This is a genomic window from Halomonas sp. HP20-15 (assembly GCF_033446685.1).
Classification (GTDB): Bacteria; Pseudomonadota; Gammaproteobacteria; order Pseudomonadales; family Halomonadaceae; genus Modicisalibacter.
Window position 1 is genome coordinate 1 of the sequence record NZ_JAWQLY010000018.1, and the last position, 16,270, is coordinate 16,270.

Consider the following 16,270-nt stretch of genomic DNA (forward strand, 5'->3'; position numbering starts at 1 on the left):
GAGAGGACTTGAACCTCCACATCCGTAAGGATACTAGCACCTGAAGCTAGCGCGTCTACCAATTCCGCCACCTGGGCGTATCATGCCGGCCTGTATTCGCGTGGTGCCCAGGAGAGGACTTGAACCTCCACGTCCATAAGGACACTAGCACCTGAAGCTAGCGCGTCTACCAATTCCGCCACCTGGGCGAATACACAGCCATCGATCGGGGTACTGCAAATCAGGGACTTTCACCCCGACATCGCCTCAACAAGCAAGGCTTCGTCGTTTTGGTGCCCAGGAGAGGACTTGAACCTCCACATCCGTAAGGATACTAGCACCTGAAGCTAGCGCGTCTACCAATTCCGCCACCTGGGCAAGTGGCCACGAATCATACCGATTCCGTGCCCGAATGCAAGAGGCGAAAAGCGGATTTGCAAGGCGGCGTAGCGGCAATGGTTGGGTCGCATCCCGCGCGGCGCTATACTGCGCGCATGACATTATACGCACTCGTCTTTTCTCGCTTGCCGCGCTCGCTGCCGCCCGAACAATTCAATTCAAGGAAGCTCCACGTATGAATCACTGGACGTTAAGCGACGATCCTCAAGCGGCGCGGGAAGCCGACAAATACGACAAGCCGGTTCCCAGCCGCGAATATCTGCTCGCCCGACTCGAGGAGTATGGCAAGCCGATCACCGACGAAAACATGAGCCGCATGCTGGGCCTCGAGGATGACAACCAGCAGGAGGCGGTGCGCCGGCGGCTGGCCGCCATGGAGCGCGATGGTCAGATCCTGCGCAATCGTCGCGGCGCCTATGCGCTGATCGACAAGCTCGACCTGATCAAGGGCAAGGTGCTGGGTCATCGCGACGGCATCGGTTTTCTGCTCCGTGACGATGGCAAGAAGCCCGACCTGGTGATTCCGCCGCGTCAGATGCGCCGGGTATTCCATGGCGATCACGTGCTGGTGCGGGTCAGCGGCCGCGACCGCCGCGGGCGCGACGAGGCGACCATCGTCGAGGTGCTGGCGCGCAATACCCAGACGCTGGTCGGCGTCTATCGCGCGCGGTCCAACGAATTCGGCGTGCTGATCCCCGAGAACACCCGTATCGCCCAGGAGGTGATCATCCCCAATAGCGTCACCGGCGGCGCCCAGGACGGCCAGGTGGTGTCGGTACGCATCACCCAGCAGCCCGAGACGCGCATCCAGCCGGTCGGCGAAATCGTCGAGGTGCTCGGCGAGCGCATGGATCCGGGGATGGAGATCGACATCGCCATCCGCAGCTACGAGATCCCTGCCGAGTTCCCGCCCGACGTTCAGGACGAGATCGCCAGCATGTCCGCCGAAGTCGCCGAGGAGGACAAGCACCACCGCATCGACCTGCGCGACGTACCCTTGGTCACCATCGACGACGAGTCCGCCAAGGATTTCGACGACGCCGTGTGCGCCTGGAAGACCAAGTCGGGCAGTTGGAAGCTGCTGGTGGCGATCGCCGACGTCTCGCATTACGTGCGTCCCGGCAGTGCGCTGGACCAGGAGGCGATCTCGCGGGGCAACTCGGTGTATTTCCCGGGGCAGGTGGTGCCCATGCTGCCCGAGCTGCTGTCCAACGGGTTGTGCTCGCTGAACCCCGACGTCGACCGGCTGGCGCTGGTCTGCGAGATGAACATCTCGCAGAGCGGGGCGATCAGCCGCTATCGCTTCTACGAAGGGGTATTCCGTTCGCATGCGCGGCTGACCTACAACAAGGTCGCGGCGATTCTCGATGGCGAGGATGCCGAGGCCGACGCGCTGCGCGAGCAGTACAGCCAACTGGTGCCGTCGCTGAAGAACCTGCATGCGCTCTACACGCTGCTGCGCGAGGCGCGGGTGGAGCGGGGCGCGATCGACTTCGAAACCACCGAGACGGCGATCCTGTTCAACGACGAGCGCAAGATCGAGTCGATCGTGCCGCGTTCGCGCAACGACGCCCACAAGATCATCGAGGAGTGCATGCTGGCCGCCAACGTCGCCACGGCGCGCTTTCTCGACAAGCACGACCTGCCGGCGCTGTACCGCATTCACGAGAAGCCTTCACCGGAGCGCCTCGACAAGCTGCGGCTGTTTCTCAACGAGCTGGGGCTATCGCTGGGCGGGGGCGACGACCCCACTCCGCAGGATTACCGCGACCTGGCCGAGGTGATCAAGGGCCGTCCCGATACCGACGTCATCCAGACGGTGATGCTGCGTTCGATGAGTCGCGCGGTCTACTCGCCGCAGAACGATGGCCACTTCGGTCTGGCCTATCCGGCCTACGCCCATTTCACCTCGCCGATTCGCCGCTACCCGGACCTGCTGGTGCACCGCGCCATCCGCTCGGTGATCCGCGGTCCGCGCCAGACCAATACCGTGTTGCGAGCCGAGGGGGCGCCGGTCGAGCCGCCGAGCAAGTGGGCACCCTACACCTTCGAGCAGATGCTGGAGCTCGGCGAGCACTGCTCGATGACCGAGCGGCGCGCCGACGACGCCACCCGCGACGTCACCGACTGGCTCAAGTGCGAGTTCATGTCCGACAAGATCGGCGAGGTGTTCGACGGTACCATCGCCTCGGTGACCCAGTTCGGCATCTTCGTGCGCCTCGACGCGGTGTATGTCGAGGGGCTGGTGCACGTCACCTCGCTGCCGTCCGACTACTACCACTACGAGGCGGAAAAGCACCGTCTCAAGGGCGAGCGTAGCGGCATGGCCTACCGTCTCGGCGATGGCGTTACCGTGCAGGTGGCGCGGGTCGACCTCGACGATCGCAAGATCGATTTCGAACTGGTCGACGACAAGCCGCGACGCCAGCGTCCGCCGCGCAAGCCGGGAACCAGTTCCGCCGGTGGCGGCGGCGAGGGTGACAAGCCGGCCCGCAAGAAGTCGCGGCGGCGTAAGCCGCGCCCCGGCAAGCAGGAGCGCGGTGGTGGCTCGGGAGGCGGCGGCACCGACAAGCCCGCCCGGGAGCGTTCATGAGTCGTAGCGGTGGGCCGCGCAACAAACCCTCGCGCGCGCGTTATCCGCAACAGGCTAATGCGCAGCAGAAAGGCGCCGGGCGTGGGCGCGGCGCCCTGCCCACGCCCCCCGCGGGGCTGGACAGCGTGTTCGGCGTGCATGCGGTGGCCGCGTTGACCGAACGCGGCGAGGCGCCCCGCGAGCTGTGGTTTCAGGCCGGCGCCGCCGAGCAGCGCTTGAACGACTTGCTCGCCGCCGCCCGGCAGGCCGGGACGCGCCTGGTCGAGCAGCCGCGCGAAGTGCTCGACGAGCTCGCCCAGGGCGGCAGCCATCAGGGCGTGATCGCCTTCTGCCCGCCACTGGCGGCGCACAGTGAAGAGGAGCTGTGGCACCGTCTGGGCGGCTGGCCCCATGCCGAGCCGCCCCTGTTGCTGATTCTCGACGGCGTCACCGACGTGCACAACTTCGGCGCCTGCCTGCGCAGTGCCGATGCCGCCGGTGCCCACGGCATCGTCGTCGCCAAGGACAAGGCCGCGCCGCTCAACGCCACCGTGCGCAAGGTCGCCTGCGGAGCGGCTGAAGCCGTGCCGGTCTATCGCGTCACCAACCTGGCGCGCGCCATGGCCAAGCTGAAGGAGTCGGGTGTGTGGATCACCGGCACCGCCGGCGAGGCCGGCTCGAGCCTGTACGACATCGATCTTACCGGACCCTGCGCGCTGGTCATGGGCGCCGAGGGCAAGGGCCTGCGGCGTCTGACCCGCGAAGCCTGCGACGGCCTGGTCACGCTGCCCATGGCCGGTAGCGTATCGAGCCTCAACGTCTCGGTGGCCACCGGCATCTGCCTCTACGAGGCGGTTCGCCAGCGCCGGCGGACAGCGGCCGGCTGAAAGCCGGCCGCTATTGCATGCAGCGGGCGTCATCACTACAATAATGCGGTTCTTCGAACACCCACCCAGTTAATCACACTGACTCCTTGCTTCCTCATGGCCAGCGTCGTCTGTCGCCACTGGGAAGCTGTCAAACCGTAAGGAGATACCATGCGTCATTACGAAATCGTGTTCATGGTCCATCCGGACCAGAGCGAGCAGGTTCCGGCCATGGTCGAGCGCTACACCAGCCTCGTCACCGAAAATGGCGGTACCGTGCATCGTCTCGAGGATTGGGGCCGCCGTCACCTGGCCTACCCGATCAACAAGATCCACAAGGCTCACTACGTGCTGATGAACATCGAATGCCGCGGCGAGACGCTCGACGAGATCGAGAACATCTTCCGCTTCAACGATGCCATCATCCGTAGCCTGGTTGTGCGCTGCAAGGAAGCCGTTACGGAAGCCTCACCGATGATGAAATCGGCCGAGGACAAGGGTCGCCGTCGTGAAGAGAAGTCCGACAGGCCCCGCGCCGAGCGTTCCGAAACCGCTGAAGAAGCCAACTGATTCGCCCATCCAGGAGGAGTTGACCCATGGCACGCTTTTTCCGTCGCCGTAAGTTTTGCCGCTTCACCGCCGAAGGCGTGAAGTACATCGATTACAAAGATATCGATACCCTCAAGGCCTACATCACCGAAACCGGCAAGATCGTCCCCAGCCGCATCACTGGCACGCGGGCACGCTATCAGCGTCAGCTGTCCACGGCGATCAAGCGCGCACGCTACCTGGCCCTGCTGCCGTACACCGACAGCCACCAGTAAGCGATAGCAAGTGATGTTGCCCCTGGCCCGCTGGGTAATGCGTGGCACGCCGCATGCCGCTGGTGCCGCGGCGCTTGCCGCCCTGGTGCCTTGGCTGTTCTGGTTCAGTGCCGCCGTCGCCGCTCTGGTGACGCTGCGTCGCGGTCTGGCGCCGGCATTGCCGGTGATCGCCGCCGCCGCGCTGCCCACCGGTTGGTGGTGGGTGCAGGGCGATACCATCCCGCTGGCCAGCCTGTTGCTGGTGACGCTGATGGCCGTCGTGCTGCGCGCGCGAATGCGCTGGAGCGAGGCGCTGATCGTCGGCACGCTGGTGGCCGCCGTGCTGGTTCAGCTCGGGGTCTTCCTGCCGCCGGGCGGTGCCGGCCCGCTGCTCGAGCAGCTGCGCCAGAGCTCGACCGAGATTCGCGGCATGCTCGACCAACTGAGCGCCCAGGGCGTGGCCACCGAGCAGCTCGCGATACTGCTGATCGGCGGTATCACCGGGCTGATCGTCACGTTGGCCGCGGTGGTCTGCCTGGCGCTGGCGCGTAGCTGGCAGGCGGGGTTGTACAACCCCGGCGGCTTTCGCGCCGAGTTCCATGCCCTGCGGCTGCAGGGCCGCGAGCTACTGCTATTGATCGCCCTGGCGGTGATCGGCGCGCTGCTCGCGGTACCGGCGTTGCCGATGCTCGGCTGGATACCGCTGTTGGTCAGCGGTGTGGCGCTGGTACACGGCCTGGTGGGTCTCAAGGGGATGAACGGGTTATGGCTGGTGGCGTTCTACATATTGTTGCTGACCACCTGGCCCATGATTCTGATTGTGCTGCTGTTGGGTTGTCTGGATACGTTCGCGGACTTCCGCGCACGCCTGGCCCGCAGCCAATGACAAGAGGTTAACGAGATGGAAGTCATTCTGCTCGACAATATCGGTAAGCTGGGTGCTCTGGGTGATAAGGTCACCGTCAAGCCCGGCTACGGTCGTAACTACCTGGTGCCCTACGGCCTGGCCGTGCCGGCTACCAAGGACAACGTCGAAGCCTTCGAAACGCAGCGTGCGGAACTGGAAGCCCAGGCCGTCGAGCGTAAGCGTGAGGCCGAGGCGCGTGCCGAACAGCTCAACGACATCGAGCTGTCGCTGGTCGCCAAGGCCGGCGACGAAGGCAAGCTGTTCGGTTCGATCGGTCCGCGCGACCTGGCCGATGCCCTGGCCCAGGCCGGCATCGACGTCGCCAAGAGCGAAGTGCGCATGCCCGAAGGCCCGCTGCGTGCCACCGGCGAGTACGACATCCAACTGCACCTGCATGCGGAAGTCGACGCCACCGTGCGTATCGTGGTCGTCGCCGAGTAAGTCGCGGCCCCAAGGTCGCTGTGCCGGACCTTGTTGATCGAGCGCGGCAGCTTCGGCTGCCGCGCTTTTATTTTGTGGGGTCGACAGACGTACTGCACCGGGCATGTTCGGTCCTGCGATTGCTGGACCCCTGGGTTAGAATGGCCTCGTTCGGGCATTGCCCCGCCGCGCTCCTCCACTGTTGGAAGTCTCGTCCATGAGTGACGCCCTGGAACTCGATCAGGAAACCGCCGCCCTCAAGGTGCCGCCGCATTCGCTGGAAGCCGAGCAGTCGGTACTCGGTGGGCTGATGCTCGACAACTCGGCTTGGGATACCGTGTCCGAGTTGCTGGTCGCCGACGATTTCTACCGCTACGAACACCGTCTGGTGTTCAACGCCATGATCCCGCTTGCCGAGGGTGGCCATCCGCTCGACGTGGTGACGCTCTCCGAAGCCCTGGAGTCCCGCGACCAGCTCGATACCGTGGGCGGCCTGGGCTATCTCGCCGACCTGGCGCGCAACACGCCCTCGGCCAGCAACATTCGCGCCTATGCCAACATCGTTCGCGAGCGGGCCACTCTGCGCAAGCTGATCCAGGCTGCCAATCAGATCGCCGAAAGTTCGTTCGCGCCGCAGGGCCGCCCCTCCGACGAGCTGGTCAACGAAGCCGAGCGACTGGTGTTCCAGATCAGCGAGTCGCGGCCCAAGATGGGCGGCCCGATCGGCATGAGCGAGCTGCTCTCCAAGGCCGTCGACCGCATCGACGAACTGTTCAACATGCAGGGCCAGATGACCGGGTTGTCGTCGGGCTTTCGCGACCTCGATGACATGACCTCGGGCTTTCAGCCCTCGGACCTGGTGATCGTGGCCGGGCGCCCGTCGATGGGAAAGACCACCTTCGCAATGAACATCGTCGAGCATGCAGTGATCTCCAGCGACAAGCCGGTGATGGTGTTCTCGATGGAGATGCCCGCCGAGTCGCTGATGCTGCGCATGCTGTCGTCGCTGGGGCGCATCGACCAGACCCGCGTGCGGACCGGCCAGCTCGAGGACGAGGACTGGCCGCGACTGACCTCGGCGGTCAATCTGCTCAAGGACAAGAAGCTATTCATCGACGATACGGCGGCGCTGTCGCCCAACGAGATGCGCTCGCGCATCCGTCGCGTGGTCCGCGAGCACGGCAACCTGGGCATGATCATGATCGACTATCTGCAGCTGATGCAGATCCCCGGGTTCTCCGAGAACCGTACCGGCGAGATCTCGGAGATCTCGCGCTCGCTCAAGGGGCTGGCCAAGGAGTTCGACTGCCCGGTGGTGGCGCTGTCGCAGCTCAACCGCTCGCTGGAGCAACGTCCCAACAAGCGTCCGGTGATGTCGGATCTGCGTGAATCGGGGGCCATCGAGCAGGACGCCGACGTGATTACCTTCGTCTACCGCGATGAGGTCTACAATCAGGACAATCCCGATAACAAGGGGCTGGCCGAGGTGATCATCGGCAAGCAGCGTAACGGGCCGATCGGCACCGTGCATTTGGCCTTCATCGGCAAGTACACGCGCTTCGAGGACCTGGCACCCGATAGCTACGGCCAGCACTTCGGCGAATGATGCCGGCCGGCCAGCACGGTTGAGCCGCGCGTCGGGAGCCGTATAATGCCGCCCCCGTGGCAGTAGCGGTCAGGCAGTAACGGTTTCCATCCAATAGAGTCGACAAGGAGATACGCATGGCGGGTGGATTTCGTCGTGGCAATCGTAACCGGACCCCTAAGCTTGAGGCGCGTGGAACGCTTGAGAGCGTGTCGCGCGAGGGGCCGTTCAAGGAATGGCTGGGCATGCCGGACCTTTACCGCTACGCGCTGGTGGTCGACGGGGTGACCTATAGCTACCAGACCGAGGACGCCGAGTTGCCGGTCGGCGAGGGCGACTACGTGGTGTTCCGCTACAAGGAGACCAAGGCCGGCAACTGGGTGGATCGCAATTCGCTGGGCATCGCCATCGATCCCGCGACCTTCCAGCGCGACTGAACCGACGACCCGGGACAATCGTGCTCGGCGCGAGCTTCCGCGCCTTCTACCAGGCCTGACCACGCCCCCGCGTTGTCGGGTCTGGTGTTTTGCGCCCATTAAAGCGCTGAACTTCCCTCCCGATCGATGGTCTGACCGATCGATCAACTCGATGCGATGCGATGTCTTGCCTTCGTTGCCATGCGTGTCTAAAGCCCGGGCGCTCATAGCCTTTGCGCAACGAGACATCTTCATGACGCGGCATCGACAAAGGCGCGTCAGGCGCAACATCGCTGTCATCTGCTCCGGTTAGCTTGGCAGGAAGCCAACGCCCCGTACGTGCATTACTACAAAGGAGGGAGCATGGATATTCATTCGCTCGAAGAGTACGTCCGCAATCATGTCAATTTCGAAGTACGCGTCATCAGCCACGCCGGTAGTCGCTGCTATCAGGTCGAGATCGAGGATATCGAAGGCGAAAGGCACCTGCTGACCCGGCGTGGCAAGCCGATGCTGTTTCGTGCCCTGGATGACGTCTATCTGGAGCTCAAGCGGGCCGGAATTCATCGCGCCTATCTGGTGCAGTTCGTCGCCCACGATGAGGTGGTCGGGCGCGAGGCCCACTATCAGGAGCCGTTGGCGTCACGCATGCCGCTGGTCTTCTGAGGCTTTTCGGCGATTGTTGGTTACCAGACCTGGCTCAGCGCAGCGGAGGCAGCCAGCGTCCCAGCGCAAAGCGATGCCGGGCCACTGTCAGGTAGAGCCGGTCGAGCAATGGCTTGAGTCCCGGCAGGTGCGATAGCCAGACCAGCCGCCGGTAGCCGAGCAGGGCGAGCATCGCGCGTACCGCATCCATCCCCGCGAACCATTTTCCCCCGCCGTCCTGGGCAAACATCCGGCCCAGCAACTCCTCGCAGTTACGCCCCCAGGCGTTCGCGGAAAAATTCCTGGCGCGTATGTCCACGCAGCGCACCCGCTCGCGATGAGGGTGGCGCTGGATCCAGGCGACCTGACGCTGGCAGATCGGGCAGGCGCCGTCATAGAGCAGTGTCAGCGGCGCACGGGCGTGCGCCGGCGAGTTGGGTATCGTCATCGATGATCGATCTCACTTCAGTCGGTGAGGCACGCACCAGTGCGTAGAATCGGGCGAGGCTCGGCATTCCAACATCATGCACCCGTTCTGGCAGCATAGTCACAGGCGGCTGGTTATTTATACAAACCTTTTACAAATGTCGCCGATAGCATCAGTTAATTCCCGTAGCGGCCGGCCTCATTGATACAATTCCCGAATCGCACCCGCAAGGAGACCGTCATGCCCAACGCCCGTTTCGGTGTATTACTGGCCAACCTCGGCACCCCGGATGCACCGACTCCCGAGGCGGTGCGGCGTTACCTGGGGGAGTTCCTGTGGGACGAACGGGTGATCGATGTCTCGCGGCCGCTATGGTGGCTGATCTTGCATGGAGTGATCCTGCGCATCCGGCCGCGCAAGGTCGCCAAGGGTTACGCGGCGATCTGGGGGGAGGACGGGTCGCCGTTGCTGGCGATCGGCCGGCGCCAGCAGCGTGCCCTGGCCAAGCGTCTCGCCGAGCGGTTCGACGAGACGATTCCGGTCGAGCTGGCCATGACCTATGGCCAGCCGAGCATGGAGGCGGCGGGCAAGGCGCTGCGCGATGCCGGGGCCGAGCGCATTCTGGTGCTGCCGCTGTACCCGCAGTTTTCGCGCTCGACGACCGCGGCGGTGTTCGACCGTCTGGCGCGCGCCCTCAAACCCTGCCCGCACCTGCCTGAGCTGCGCTTCGTCCGCGACTACCACGATCATCCGGCGTACATCGGCGCGCTGGCGGCAAGCGTGCGCGAGCACTGGCGCAAGCACGATGGCGAGCGCGGGCGGCTGATGGTCTCCTATCACGGCATCCCCAAGCGCTATGCCGAGTCCGGCGATCCCTATCCGCAGCATTGCCAGGCCACCAGCCGCTTGCTGGCCGCCGAGCTGGGGCTCGCCGACGACGAGTGGCTGATGAGCTATCAGTCGCGCTTCGGTCGCGAGGAGTGGCTCAAGCCGTATACCGACATGACGCTCAAGGCCTGGGGCCAAGAGGGCGTCGAGCACGTCGACATCATCAGCCCGGCGTTCGCCGCGGACTGCCTGGAAACGCTCGAGGAGCTCGAGGTGGAGAACCGCGACAACTTCGCCGCGGCCGGCGGCAAGATCTATCGCTACATAGCGGCACTCAACGATCGTCGCGATCATATCGACCTGCTGGCGCAGCTCGTCGAGCAGCACAGCCGCGGCTGGTAGCTCCGGTCGATAGAGTCCCGGCTGATGGCTCGGGTGCTAGCGCTGCCGGCCCCTGCGGGCGGGGTCAGGGCTGGCGACCCGGGCTCTCGGGCTGGTCATCCTCGCCTTGCTCCCTGAGTTCGGCGATATCGTCTTTCGTATGCTCGAAACGGGCGAGCTTCTGATGCAGGGCGCTCTTGGCCAGTAGGTGTGCCGACACCGGCGCGGTAATGAACAGGAAGACGGTGATCAGCAGCTCCTGATAGCTCAGGCCCTCCTTGACCAGGCTGAAGTAGCACATCGAGGCGATCAGCACGCAGCCCACGCCCAGCGTGGTGGTCTTGGTCGGGCCGTGCAGGCGCATGTAGAAATCGCGCAGGTGGGTCAGGCCCAGCGCGCCGATGAAGGCAAAGATGCCGCCGGCCACCATAAAGAAGGCGATCACGCCCTCCATCACGGTATAGAAACCGATCATTTCTCAGCCCTCCTCATTCGATGATGTCGCCGCGTAGCAGGTACTTGCAGACCGCCACGGTGCTGATGAAGCCCAGCATGGCGATCAGCAACGCAGCCTCGAAATAGGTCTTGTCGTTGAGCCAGACGCCGAACAGCACGATCAGCGCGATGGAATTCACGTACATGGTGTCCAGCGCCAGGATGCGATCGGGCAGATCGGGGCCGATTGCCGCGCGATACAGCGTCAACAGCGTCGCCGCGGTGAACAGTGCCAGGCTGATCCAGAGCGCGATGTCTAGCATTCGAAGATCTCCTTGAGCGGGCGCTCGTAGCGACGGTGGATCTTGTCGATGGTGGCTTGCACATCCTCGGCGTCGAGCGCGTGGATCACCAGCGTGCGCCGGTCGCGACGCAGGTTGGCCGAGACCGTGCCCGGGGTCAGCGTGATCGTGCTGGCGAGGATGGTGATGGTGAAGGCCTCCTTGAGTTCCAGTGGGTACTCGATGAACACCGGATTCATGCGGCTGCGCGGGTTGAGGATCAGCTTGGAGACCTCGTAGTTGGCGACGATGATGTCGCCGAGTACGCGCAGCAGGTAGCGCAGCAACAGCCACGGACGCTTGACGGTGGGCTGGCTCTCCCAGAAGGGCTGGATGATCAGCGGAATGCCCAGCGCCAGGAAACCGCCGAGCAGCAACTGACCCACTGATACGCTCTGCTGCAGCATCAGCCACAAGGCGAGCAACAGCACCGAGAGCAGCGGCATCGGCAACCAGGGTCGTACCGGAATCATGGCTCGCCTCCTGTGGTATCGCTGGGCGTTTCGCGCTCGACGATCGAGCGTATGTACGCTTCCTGGTCGGCCAGTTGGTCGGCCGCGGCGCTGGTGAAGGCGGTCAGCGGCCCGGCGAAGATCACCAGCAAGGGCGAGGCGCCGAGCAGCAGCAGGATGCCGGCCGTGCGCATCGCCCCGGCTCGGCGCTGGCCGCGTTCGCTGTCCTTGTCGCGCTCGTGCTCCTTGTCGCGTTCACCGCTCTCGTGGCGTTCGCGGCGGCGCTCGCTCCCCGAGGTCCGCCAGAATAGCGTCGAGCCGGTGCGCGACAGGGCGACGATCGCCGCCAGGCTGCTGATTAGCAATATCGGCCACAGCCATACCTGTTGGGCGGTGGTGGCCGCCTTGAGGATCAGCGCCTTGCCGACCGCGCCGGAAAACGGCGGAACCCCGGCCACCGACAGCGCGCCGATGAAGAACAGCGTGCCCAGCAGCGCCACCTGATTGACGGCCCGGCCGCGGACGATGCGTGCGCCGGCCTTGCCGCGCTGGTGGGCGATGATATCGACCAGCAGGAACAGCCCGCCGGTCACCAGCGTGGTATGCACCATGTAGTAGAGCAGGGCGGCGTTGGCGTCGATGCTGTTCATGCCGATCCCGGCCAGCAGGGTGCCCACCGAGATGATGATCAGATAGGCGACCTGGGTGCGCAGGTCGCGTGACGAGAGCACACCCACCCCGCCCAGTGCCAGGGTCGCCAGCGACAGCCACCAGACCCAGGGCTGGGCCAGATAGGCCAGCGCCCCGGCCTGGGCGCCGAATATCAGCGTGAAGACCCGCAGGATGGCGTAGATGCCGACCTTGGTGAGGATCGCGAACAGCGCGGCGACCGGGGCCGGGGCCGAGGCATAGGCGCGCGGCAGCCAGAAGTACAGCGGCAGGATGGCCGACTTCAGGCCGAACACCACCAACAGCAGCATGGCGCCGGCCTTGGCGAGCACCAGCCGGCTGCTGTCGAGGCCCGGCACCTTCGCCGCCATGTCGGCCATGTTGAGTGTGCCGATGGTGCCGTAGAGCACCCCCAGACCGATCAGGAACAGGGCCGAGCCGGCCAGATTGAGCACCACGTAATGAAATCCCGAGTGGATGCGCGCCTTGCCGCCGCCGTGCATCAGCAGCGAATAGGAGGCGATCAGCAGCACCTCGAAGAACACGAACAGATTGAACAGGTCACCGGTCAGGAAGGCGCCATTGATACCCATCAGCTGTAGTTGGAACAGCCCATGGAAGTTGGAGCCCTCTTCGTCGCTGCCGGCGCTGGCGTAGAGCAGACTGCCGAGTGCCAGCAGCGCGGTCAGCGTGACCATCAGCGCCGACAGCCGGTCGACGACCAGGATGATGCCGAACGGTGGCTGCCAGTCGCCCAGCGCGTAATAGCGAATCGTGCCATCGGCGCTCTGGACCAGGAGTAGTGCGCAGACCACGAGCAACAGTGACGTGGCGGCGAGACCAACGATGCGCCGAGGTGTAGCCGGTCCTTCGCGATTGAGCAGCAGCCCCAGCCCGGCGATCAGTGGCAGCAGAACGGGCAGGGCGATCAAGTGATCCATCAACTGCTCTCCTCCCGCGGCTCGTCGAGACGATTGCCGTTGACGTGGTCACTGCCCAGGTCGCCCCGTGCACGCATCGCCAGGATCACCGAGAAAGCGGTCATGGCGAAGCCGATGACGATCGCCGTGAGCACCAGCGCCTGGGGCAGCGGGTCGGCGTAGTCGCTGCCATGCCCTTCGATCACCACGGCGCCGTCGGTGGTCAGGCCGCCCATCGAGAACAGGAACAGGTTGACGGCATAGGAGAGCAGCGTCAGGCCCACCACCACCGGGAAGGTCCGGCCACGCAGCGCCAGGAACAGCCCGCAGGCGGCGAGCACACCGGTGGTCATCGAGAACAGCGCTTCCATCAGGCCTTCTCCTTATCCTTTTGCTTGCTGGGACGATGCGCGGTGGTCAGCTTGCCGAGATTGGCAAGGATCATTAGCGTGGCACCGACCACGGTGAGGTAGACGCCGAGATCGAAGAGTAGCGCGGTGGCCAGCTCGATATCGCCGATCAGCGGGACGTGGAAATGGCCGAACGTCGAGGTCAGGAAGGGGTAGCCGAATGCCCAACTGCCCAGGCCGGTCAGTGCCGCCACGCCGACGCCAGCGACGGCGAGCGGCTGGTACTGGAACGACATGCGCTGCTGGCACCAGTCGACGCCATGGGCGATGTACAGCAGAATCAACGCCACCGCGGTGACCAGGCCGGCGATGAAGCCGCCGCCCGGGGCGTTGTGACCGCGCAGGAAGATGAAGATCGACACCAGCAGGGCCAGCGGCAGGATGGTCTGCGACACGCTGATCAGGATCAGCGGATGGCGATCGCGCGACCATGGGCGACCCTCGGCATCGCTCGACGGCATGAACAGCCGCAGCCGGTTGAGCAGCTTGTAGATGCCCACCGCGGCGATGCACAGCACGGTGATCTCGCCCAGGGTATCGAAACCGCGGAAGTCGACCAGGATCACGTTGACCACGTTGTGCCCGCCGCCGCCCGGCACGCTCTGGGCGATGAAGAAATGCGAGATCGATTCCAGCGGTCGAGTCAGTACCGCAAAGTTGAGGCTGGCGACGATGCCGCCGAACGCAGAGGCCAGCAGGACGTCGCGCAGGATCCGTGGGGCACTGGATTCCTTGGGAGTCCTCTGGGGCAGGAAGAACAGCGCCAGCATCAGTAGGATCATGGTCACCACCTCGACTGCCAGCTGGGTCAGCGCCAGGTCGGGTGCCGAGAAGCGGGCGAAGGCCAGCGAGGTCATCAGCCCGACGATCGACAGCATCAATAGCGAGATCAGCCGTCGCCGATGCAGTAGCGCCGTGGCCAGGCCGGCGAATATCGTCATGCCGGCACCGGCGATGATCAGCCCGTCGAGCGGCTGCAGCGGTAGCGGGCCACGCAGTTCGGTGGCGCCAAGCAGGGTGCCGCCGACCAGACACAGGATGGTGATCACCAGCCACAGCATGTAACGCTGCAGCGAGCCGTTTTCCAGGGTATCGATGAGTCGTTGGGTGCCGTGCACCAGACTCTGGACCGAGGCCTCGAACAGCCGCCGCGCGTCGCGCGCGCCAAACTGGCGCTGAAAGGCGAATAGATGCCTGCGTTGCCAATACAGCGCCACGCCGCCGATCAGCGCGACAGCGCTCATCAATAGCGGCAGGTTGAGACCATGCCACACCGTCAGGTGCAGTTCGGGCGTCTCGGCTGCCAGCGCCGCATTGCCCGCCGCGGTGAGTAGCGCCGTCACGCTCAGCGCCGGCATGATGCCGATGACCAGGCACAGCGCGGCGAGCAACAGCCCGGGGGCGATCATCAGCTTGGGCGGTGCATGCGCTGTCTTGGGCAACTCTGGCAGGGGCCCGTGGAAGAACACGTTATAGACCAGGCGCACCGCATAGGCCGCCGACAGCAGGCTGCCCAGCGTCGCCAGCGTCGGAATCAGCCATGCCAACCCGCCCAGCAGGTGTGTGTCGAGAGTCTCCTTGAGCAGCATCTCCTTGGACAGGAAGCCGTTGAAGTAGGGCACTCCGGCCATTGCCGCCCCGGCGATGACCGCCACGGCGGCGGTCAGCGGCATCACCCGCCATAGCCCCTGCAACTTGCGGATGTCGCGGGTCCCGGTCTCATGATCGAGAATCCCCGCGGTCATGAACAGCGCCGCCTTGAAGATGGCGTGGTTGAGGATGTGGAACAGCGCGGCGATCGTGGCCATGTCGCTGTCCAGCCCCAGCAACAGCGTGATCAGCCCCAGGTGACTGATCGTCGAGTTGGCCAGCACGCCCTTGAGATCGTATTTGAGCAGCGCGAAATAGGCGCCGTAGAGCAGCGTAACCAGACCGGTCAGACCGACCAGGTAGAGCCATTCGGGGCTGCCGGCCAGGGCCGGATGCATGCGCGCCAGCAGGAACACGCCGGCCTTGACCATGGTCGCCGAATGCAGGAAGGCCGATACCGGCGTCGGTGCGGCCATCGCGTGAGGCAGCCAGAACTGGAAGGGAAACTGTGCCGACTTGGTGAAGGCGCCGGCAAGCACCAGCAGCAGCGCCGGCAGGTAGCGCGGGTCGGCCTGGATCATGTCGCGGCTGTCGAGCACCACCTGCAGGTCGTAGCTGCCGACGATATGACCCAGCAACAGAAAGCCGGCGAGTAGCGCCAACCCGCCCGCCCCGGTCACGGTGAGCGCCATGCGGGCGCCCTTGCGAGCCTCGCTCTGGTGATACCAATAGCCGATCAGCAGGAACGACGACAGGCTGGTGAGCTCCCAGAAGAACCACAGCAGGAGCAGGTTGTCGGCCATGACGATGCCCAGCATCGCCGCCATGAAAAGCAGCAGGAAGGCGTAGAAGCGCGGCGCGTTATCGCTGGCTAACAGGTAGTAGCGGGCATAGACGATGATCAGCAGGCCTATCCCTAAGATCAGCAGCACGAACAGCAACGACAGGCCATCCAGACGCACGGCGAGGCTCAGGTCCAGCGCCGGAATCCAGCTGTAGGCCTGACGGAATACCTCGCCGTCGAGGACCGCGCCGGTATGGTAGAGCGCCACTGCCAGAGCGATGAGTACTGGTGCGGCCGCTAAGGCGGTGCAGGCGCTACGGCGCTCGTTGGAACTCATGATGGGCAGCAGGCTACCCACCAGGGGCAGCAGCACAATCAATAACAGCGGCATGAACGACTCGCTCTCGTCGTTGGCGTTCTGGCGGATTCGGCGCGTGGCGC

At 64.7% G+C, this 16,270-nt stretch carries 17 protein-coding genes and 2 tRNA genes; 10 read left to right on the plus strand and 9 right to left on the minus strand.

The annotated features are described in order from the left end of the window. Window positions 1-101 precede the first annotated feature (101 nt). Together R6258_RS17530 and R6258_RS17535 are read right to left on the minus strand one after the other, a co-directional pair. Window positions 102-188, minus strand: a tRNA-Leu gene (locus R6258_RS17530). Window positions 189-270: 82 nt separating this feature from the next. Continuing rightward, window positions 271-357 (minus strand) — tRNA-Leu (locus R6258_RS17535). Window positions 358-553: 196 nt separating this feature from the next. Here R6258_RS17535 and rnr point away from each other — a divergent pair. From rnr to R6258_RS17580, 9 genes are all read left to right on the plus strand, one after another. Continuing rightward, window positions 554-2,971, plus strand: a complete 2,418-nt coding sequence (gene rnr / locus R6258_RS17540) for a ribonuclease R (RefSeq protein ID WP_318453054.1) — start codon at window positions 554-556, stop codon at window positions 2,969-2,971. Next, entirely contained in the window at window positions 2,968-3,837 is an 870-nt protein-coding gene (gene rlmB, locus R6258_RS17545) for a 23S rRNA (guanosine(2251)-2'-O)-methyltransferase RlmB (RefSeq protein ID WP_318453055.1), read from the plus strand. The genes rnr and rlmB overlap by 4 nt, the downstream gene beginning before the upstream one ends. A gap of 150 nt (window positions 3,838-3,987) precedes the next feature. Beyond that, entirely contained in the window at window positions 3,988-4,386 is a 399-nt protein-coding gene (rpsF, locus tag R6258_RS17550; RefSeq protein ID WP_318453057.1) for a 30S ribosomal protein S6, read from the plus strand. A gap of 26 nt (window positions 4,387-4,412) precedes the next feature. Continuing rightward, window positions 4,413-4,640, plus strand: a complete 228-nt coding sequence (gene rpsR / locus R6258_RS17555) for a 30S ribosomal protein S18 (protein WP_031382360.1) — start codon at window positions 4,413-4,415, stop codon at window positions 4,638-4,640. Between the two features lie 13 nt (window positions 4,641-4,653). Beyond that, entirely contained in the window at window positions 4,654-5,505 is an 852-nt protein-coding gene (locus R6258_RS17560; protein ID WP_318453062.1) for a hypothetical protein, read from the plus strand. A 15-nt stretch (window positions 5,506-5,520) separates the two neighbouring features. Further along, window positions 5,521-5,967 carry a 50S ribosomal protein L9 gene (gene rplI, locus R6258_RS17565; RefSeq protein ID WP_318453064.1) on the plus strand — a complete coding sequence of 149 codons (447 nt, stop codon included), beginning with the start codon at window positions 5,521-5,523 and terminating at the stop codon, window positions 5,965-5,967. A gap of 196 nt (window positions 5,968-6,163) precedes the next feature. Next, window positions 6,164-7,552: a replicative DNA helicase gene (dnaB, locus tag R6258_RS17570; protein WP_318453066.1), complete on the plus strand. Its 1,389-nt coding sequence runs from the start codon at window positions 6,164-6,166 to the stop codon at window positions 7,550-7,552. A 116-nt stretch (window positions 7,553-7,668) separates the two neighbouring features. Further along, window positions 7,669-7,968 carry a hypothetical protein gene (locus tag R6258_RS17575; protein WP_136066213.1) on the plus strand — a complete coding sequence of 100 codons (300 nt, stop codon included), beginning with the start codon at window positions 7,669-7,671 and terminating at the stop codon, window positions 7,966-7,968. Between the two features lie 342 nt (window positions 7,969-8,310). Continuing rightward, window positions 8,311-8,613, plus strand: a complete 303-nt coding sequence (locus R6258_RS17580; RefSeq protein ID WP_318453068.1) for a DUF6482 family protein — start codon at window positions 8,311-8,313, stop codon at window positions 8,611-8,613. A 34-nt stretch (window positions 8,614-8,647) separates the two neighbouring features. Here R6258_RS17580 and R6258_RS17585 read toward each other — a convergent pair whose 3' ends face one another. Then, entirely contained in the window at window positions 8,648-9,040 is a 393-nt protein-coding gene (locus tag R6258_RS17585) for a DUF393 domain-containing protein (RefSeq protein ID WP_318453070.1), read from the minus strand. Between the two features lie 219 nt (window positions 9,041-9,259). On the opposite strand from R6258_RS17585, the gene hemH reads away from it, so the two are divergent. Further along, entirely contained in the window at window positions 9,260-10,249 is a 990-nt protein-coding gene (gene hemH, locus R6258_RS17590) for a ferrochelatase (RefSeq protein ID WP_318453072.1), read from the plus strand. A gap of 64 nt (window positions 10,250-10,313) precedes the next feature. Here the strand turns inward: hemH and R6258_RS17595 are convergent, their stop codons facing one another. The 6 genes from R6258_RS17595 to R6258_RS17620 are packed head-to-tail and all read right to left on the minus strand — an operon-like array spanning window position 10,314 to window position 16,220. Beyond that, window positions 10,314-10,703, minus strand: coding sequence for a Na+/H+ antiporter subunit G (locus R6258_RS17595; RefSeq protein ID WP_318453074.1), 390 nt, complete (start codon window positions 10,701-10,703; stop codon window positions 10,314-10,316). A gap of 13 nt (window positions 10,704-10,716) precedes the next feature. Next, entirely contained in the window at window positions 10,717-10,986 is a 270-nt protein-coding gene (locus R6258_RS17600) for a K+/H+ antiporter subunit F (protein ID WP_318453076.1), read from the minus strand. Continuing rightward, the gene (locus R6258_RS17605; protein WP_318453078.1) at window positions 10,980-11,477 is read right to left on the minus strand and encodes a Na+/H+ antiporter subunit E; all 498 of its coding nucleotides are present in this window, start codon (window positions 11,475-11,477) and stop codon (window positions 10,980-10,982) included. The genes R6258_RS17600 and R6258_RS17605 overlap by 7 nt, the downstream gene beginning before the upstream one ends. Then, on the minus strand, window positions 11,474-13,069 hold the full coding sequence (locus tag R6258_RS17610) for a monovalent cation/H+ antiporter subunit D (protein ID WP_318453080.1): 1,596 nt from the start codon (window positions 13,067-13,069) through the stop codon (window positions 11,474-11,476). The genes R6258_RS17605 and R6258_RS17610 overlap by 4 nt, the downstream gene beginning before the upstream one ends. Next, window positions 13,066-13,416 carry a Na+/H+ antiporter subunit C gene (locus tag R6258_RS17615; protein ID WP_318453082.1) on the minus strand — a complete coding sequence of 117 codons (351 nt, stop codon included), beginning with the start codon at window positions 13,414-13,416 and terminating at the stop codon, window positions 13,066-13,068. Before R6258_RS17615 ends, R6258_RS17610 begins: the two co-directional genes overlap by 4 nt. After that, the gene (locus tag R6258_RS17620; protein WP_318453084.1) at window positions 13,416-16,220 is read right to left on the minus strand and encodes a monovalent cation/H+ antiporter subunit A; all 2,805 of its coding nucleotides are present in this window, start codon (window positions 16,218-16,220) and stop codon (window positions 13,416-13,418) included. The genes R6258_RS17615 and R6258_RS17620 overlap by 1 nt, the downstream gene beginning before the upstream one ends. Between the last annotated feature and the right edge of the window lie 50 nt (window positions 16,221-16,270).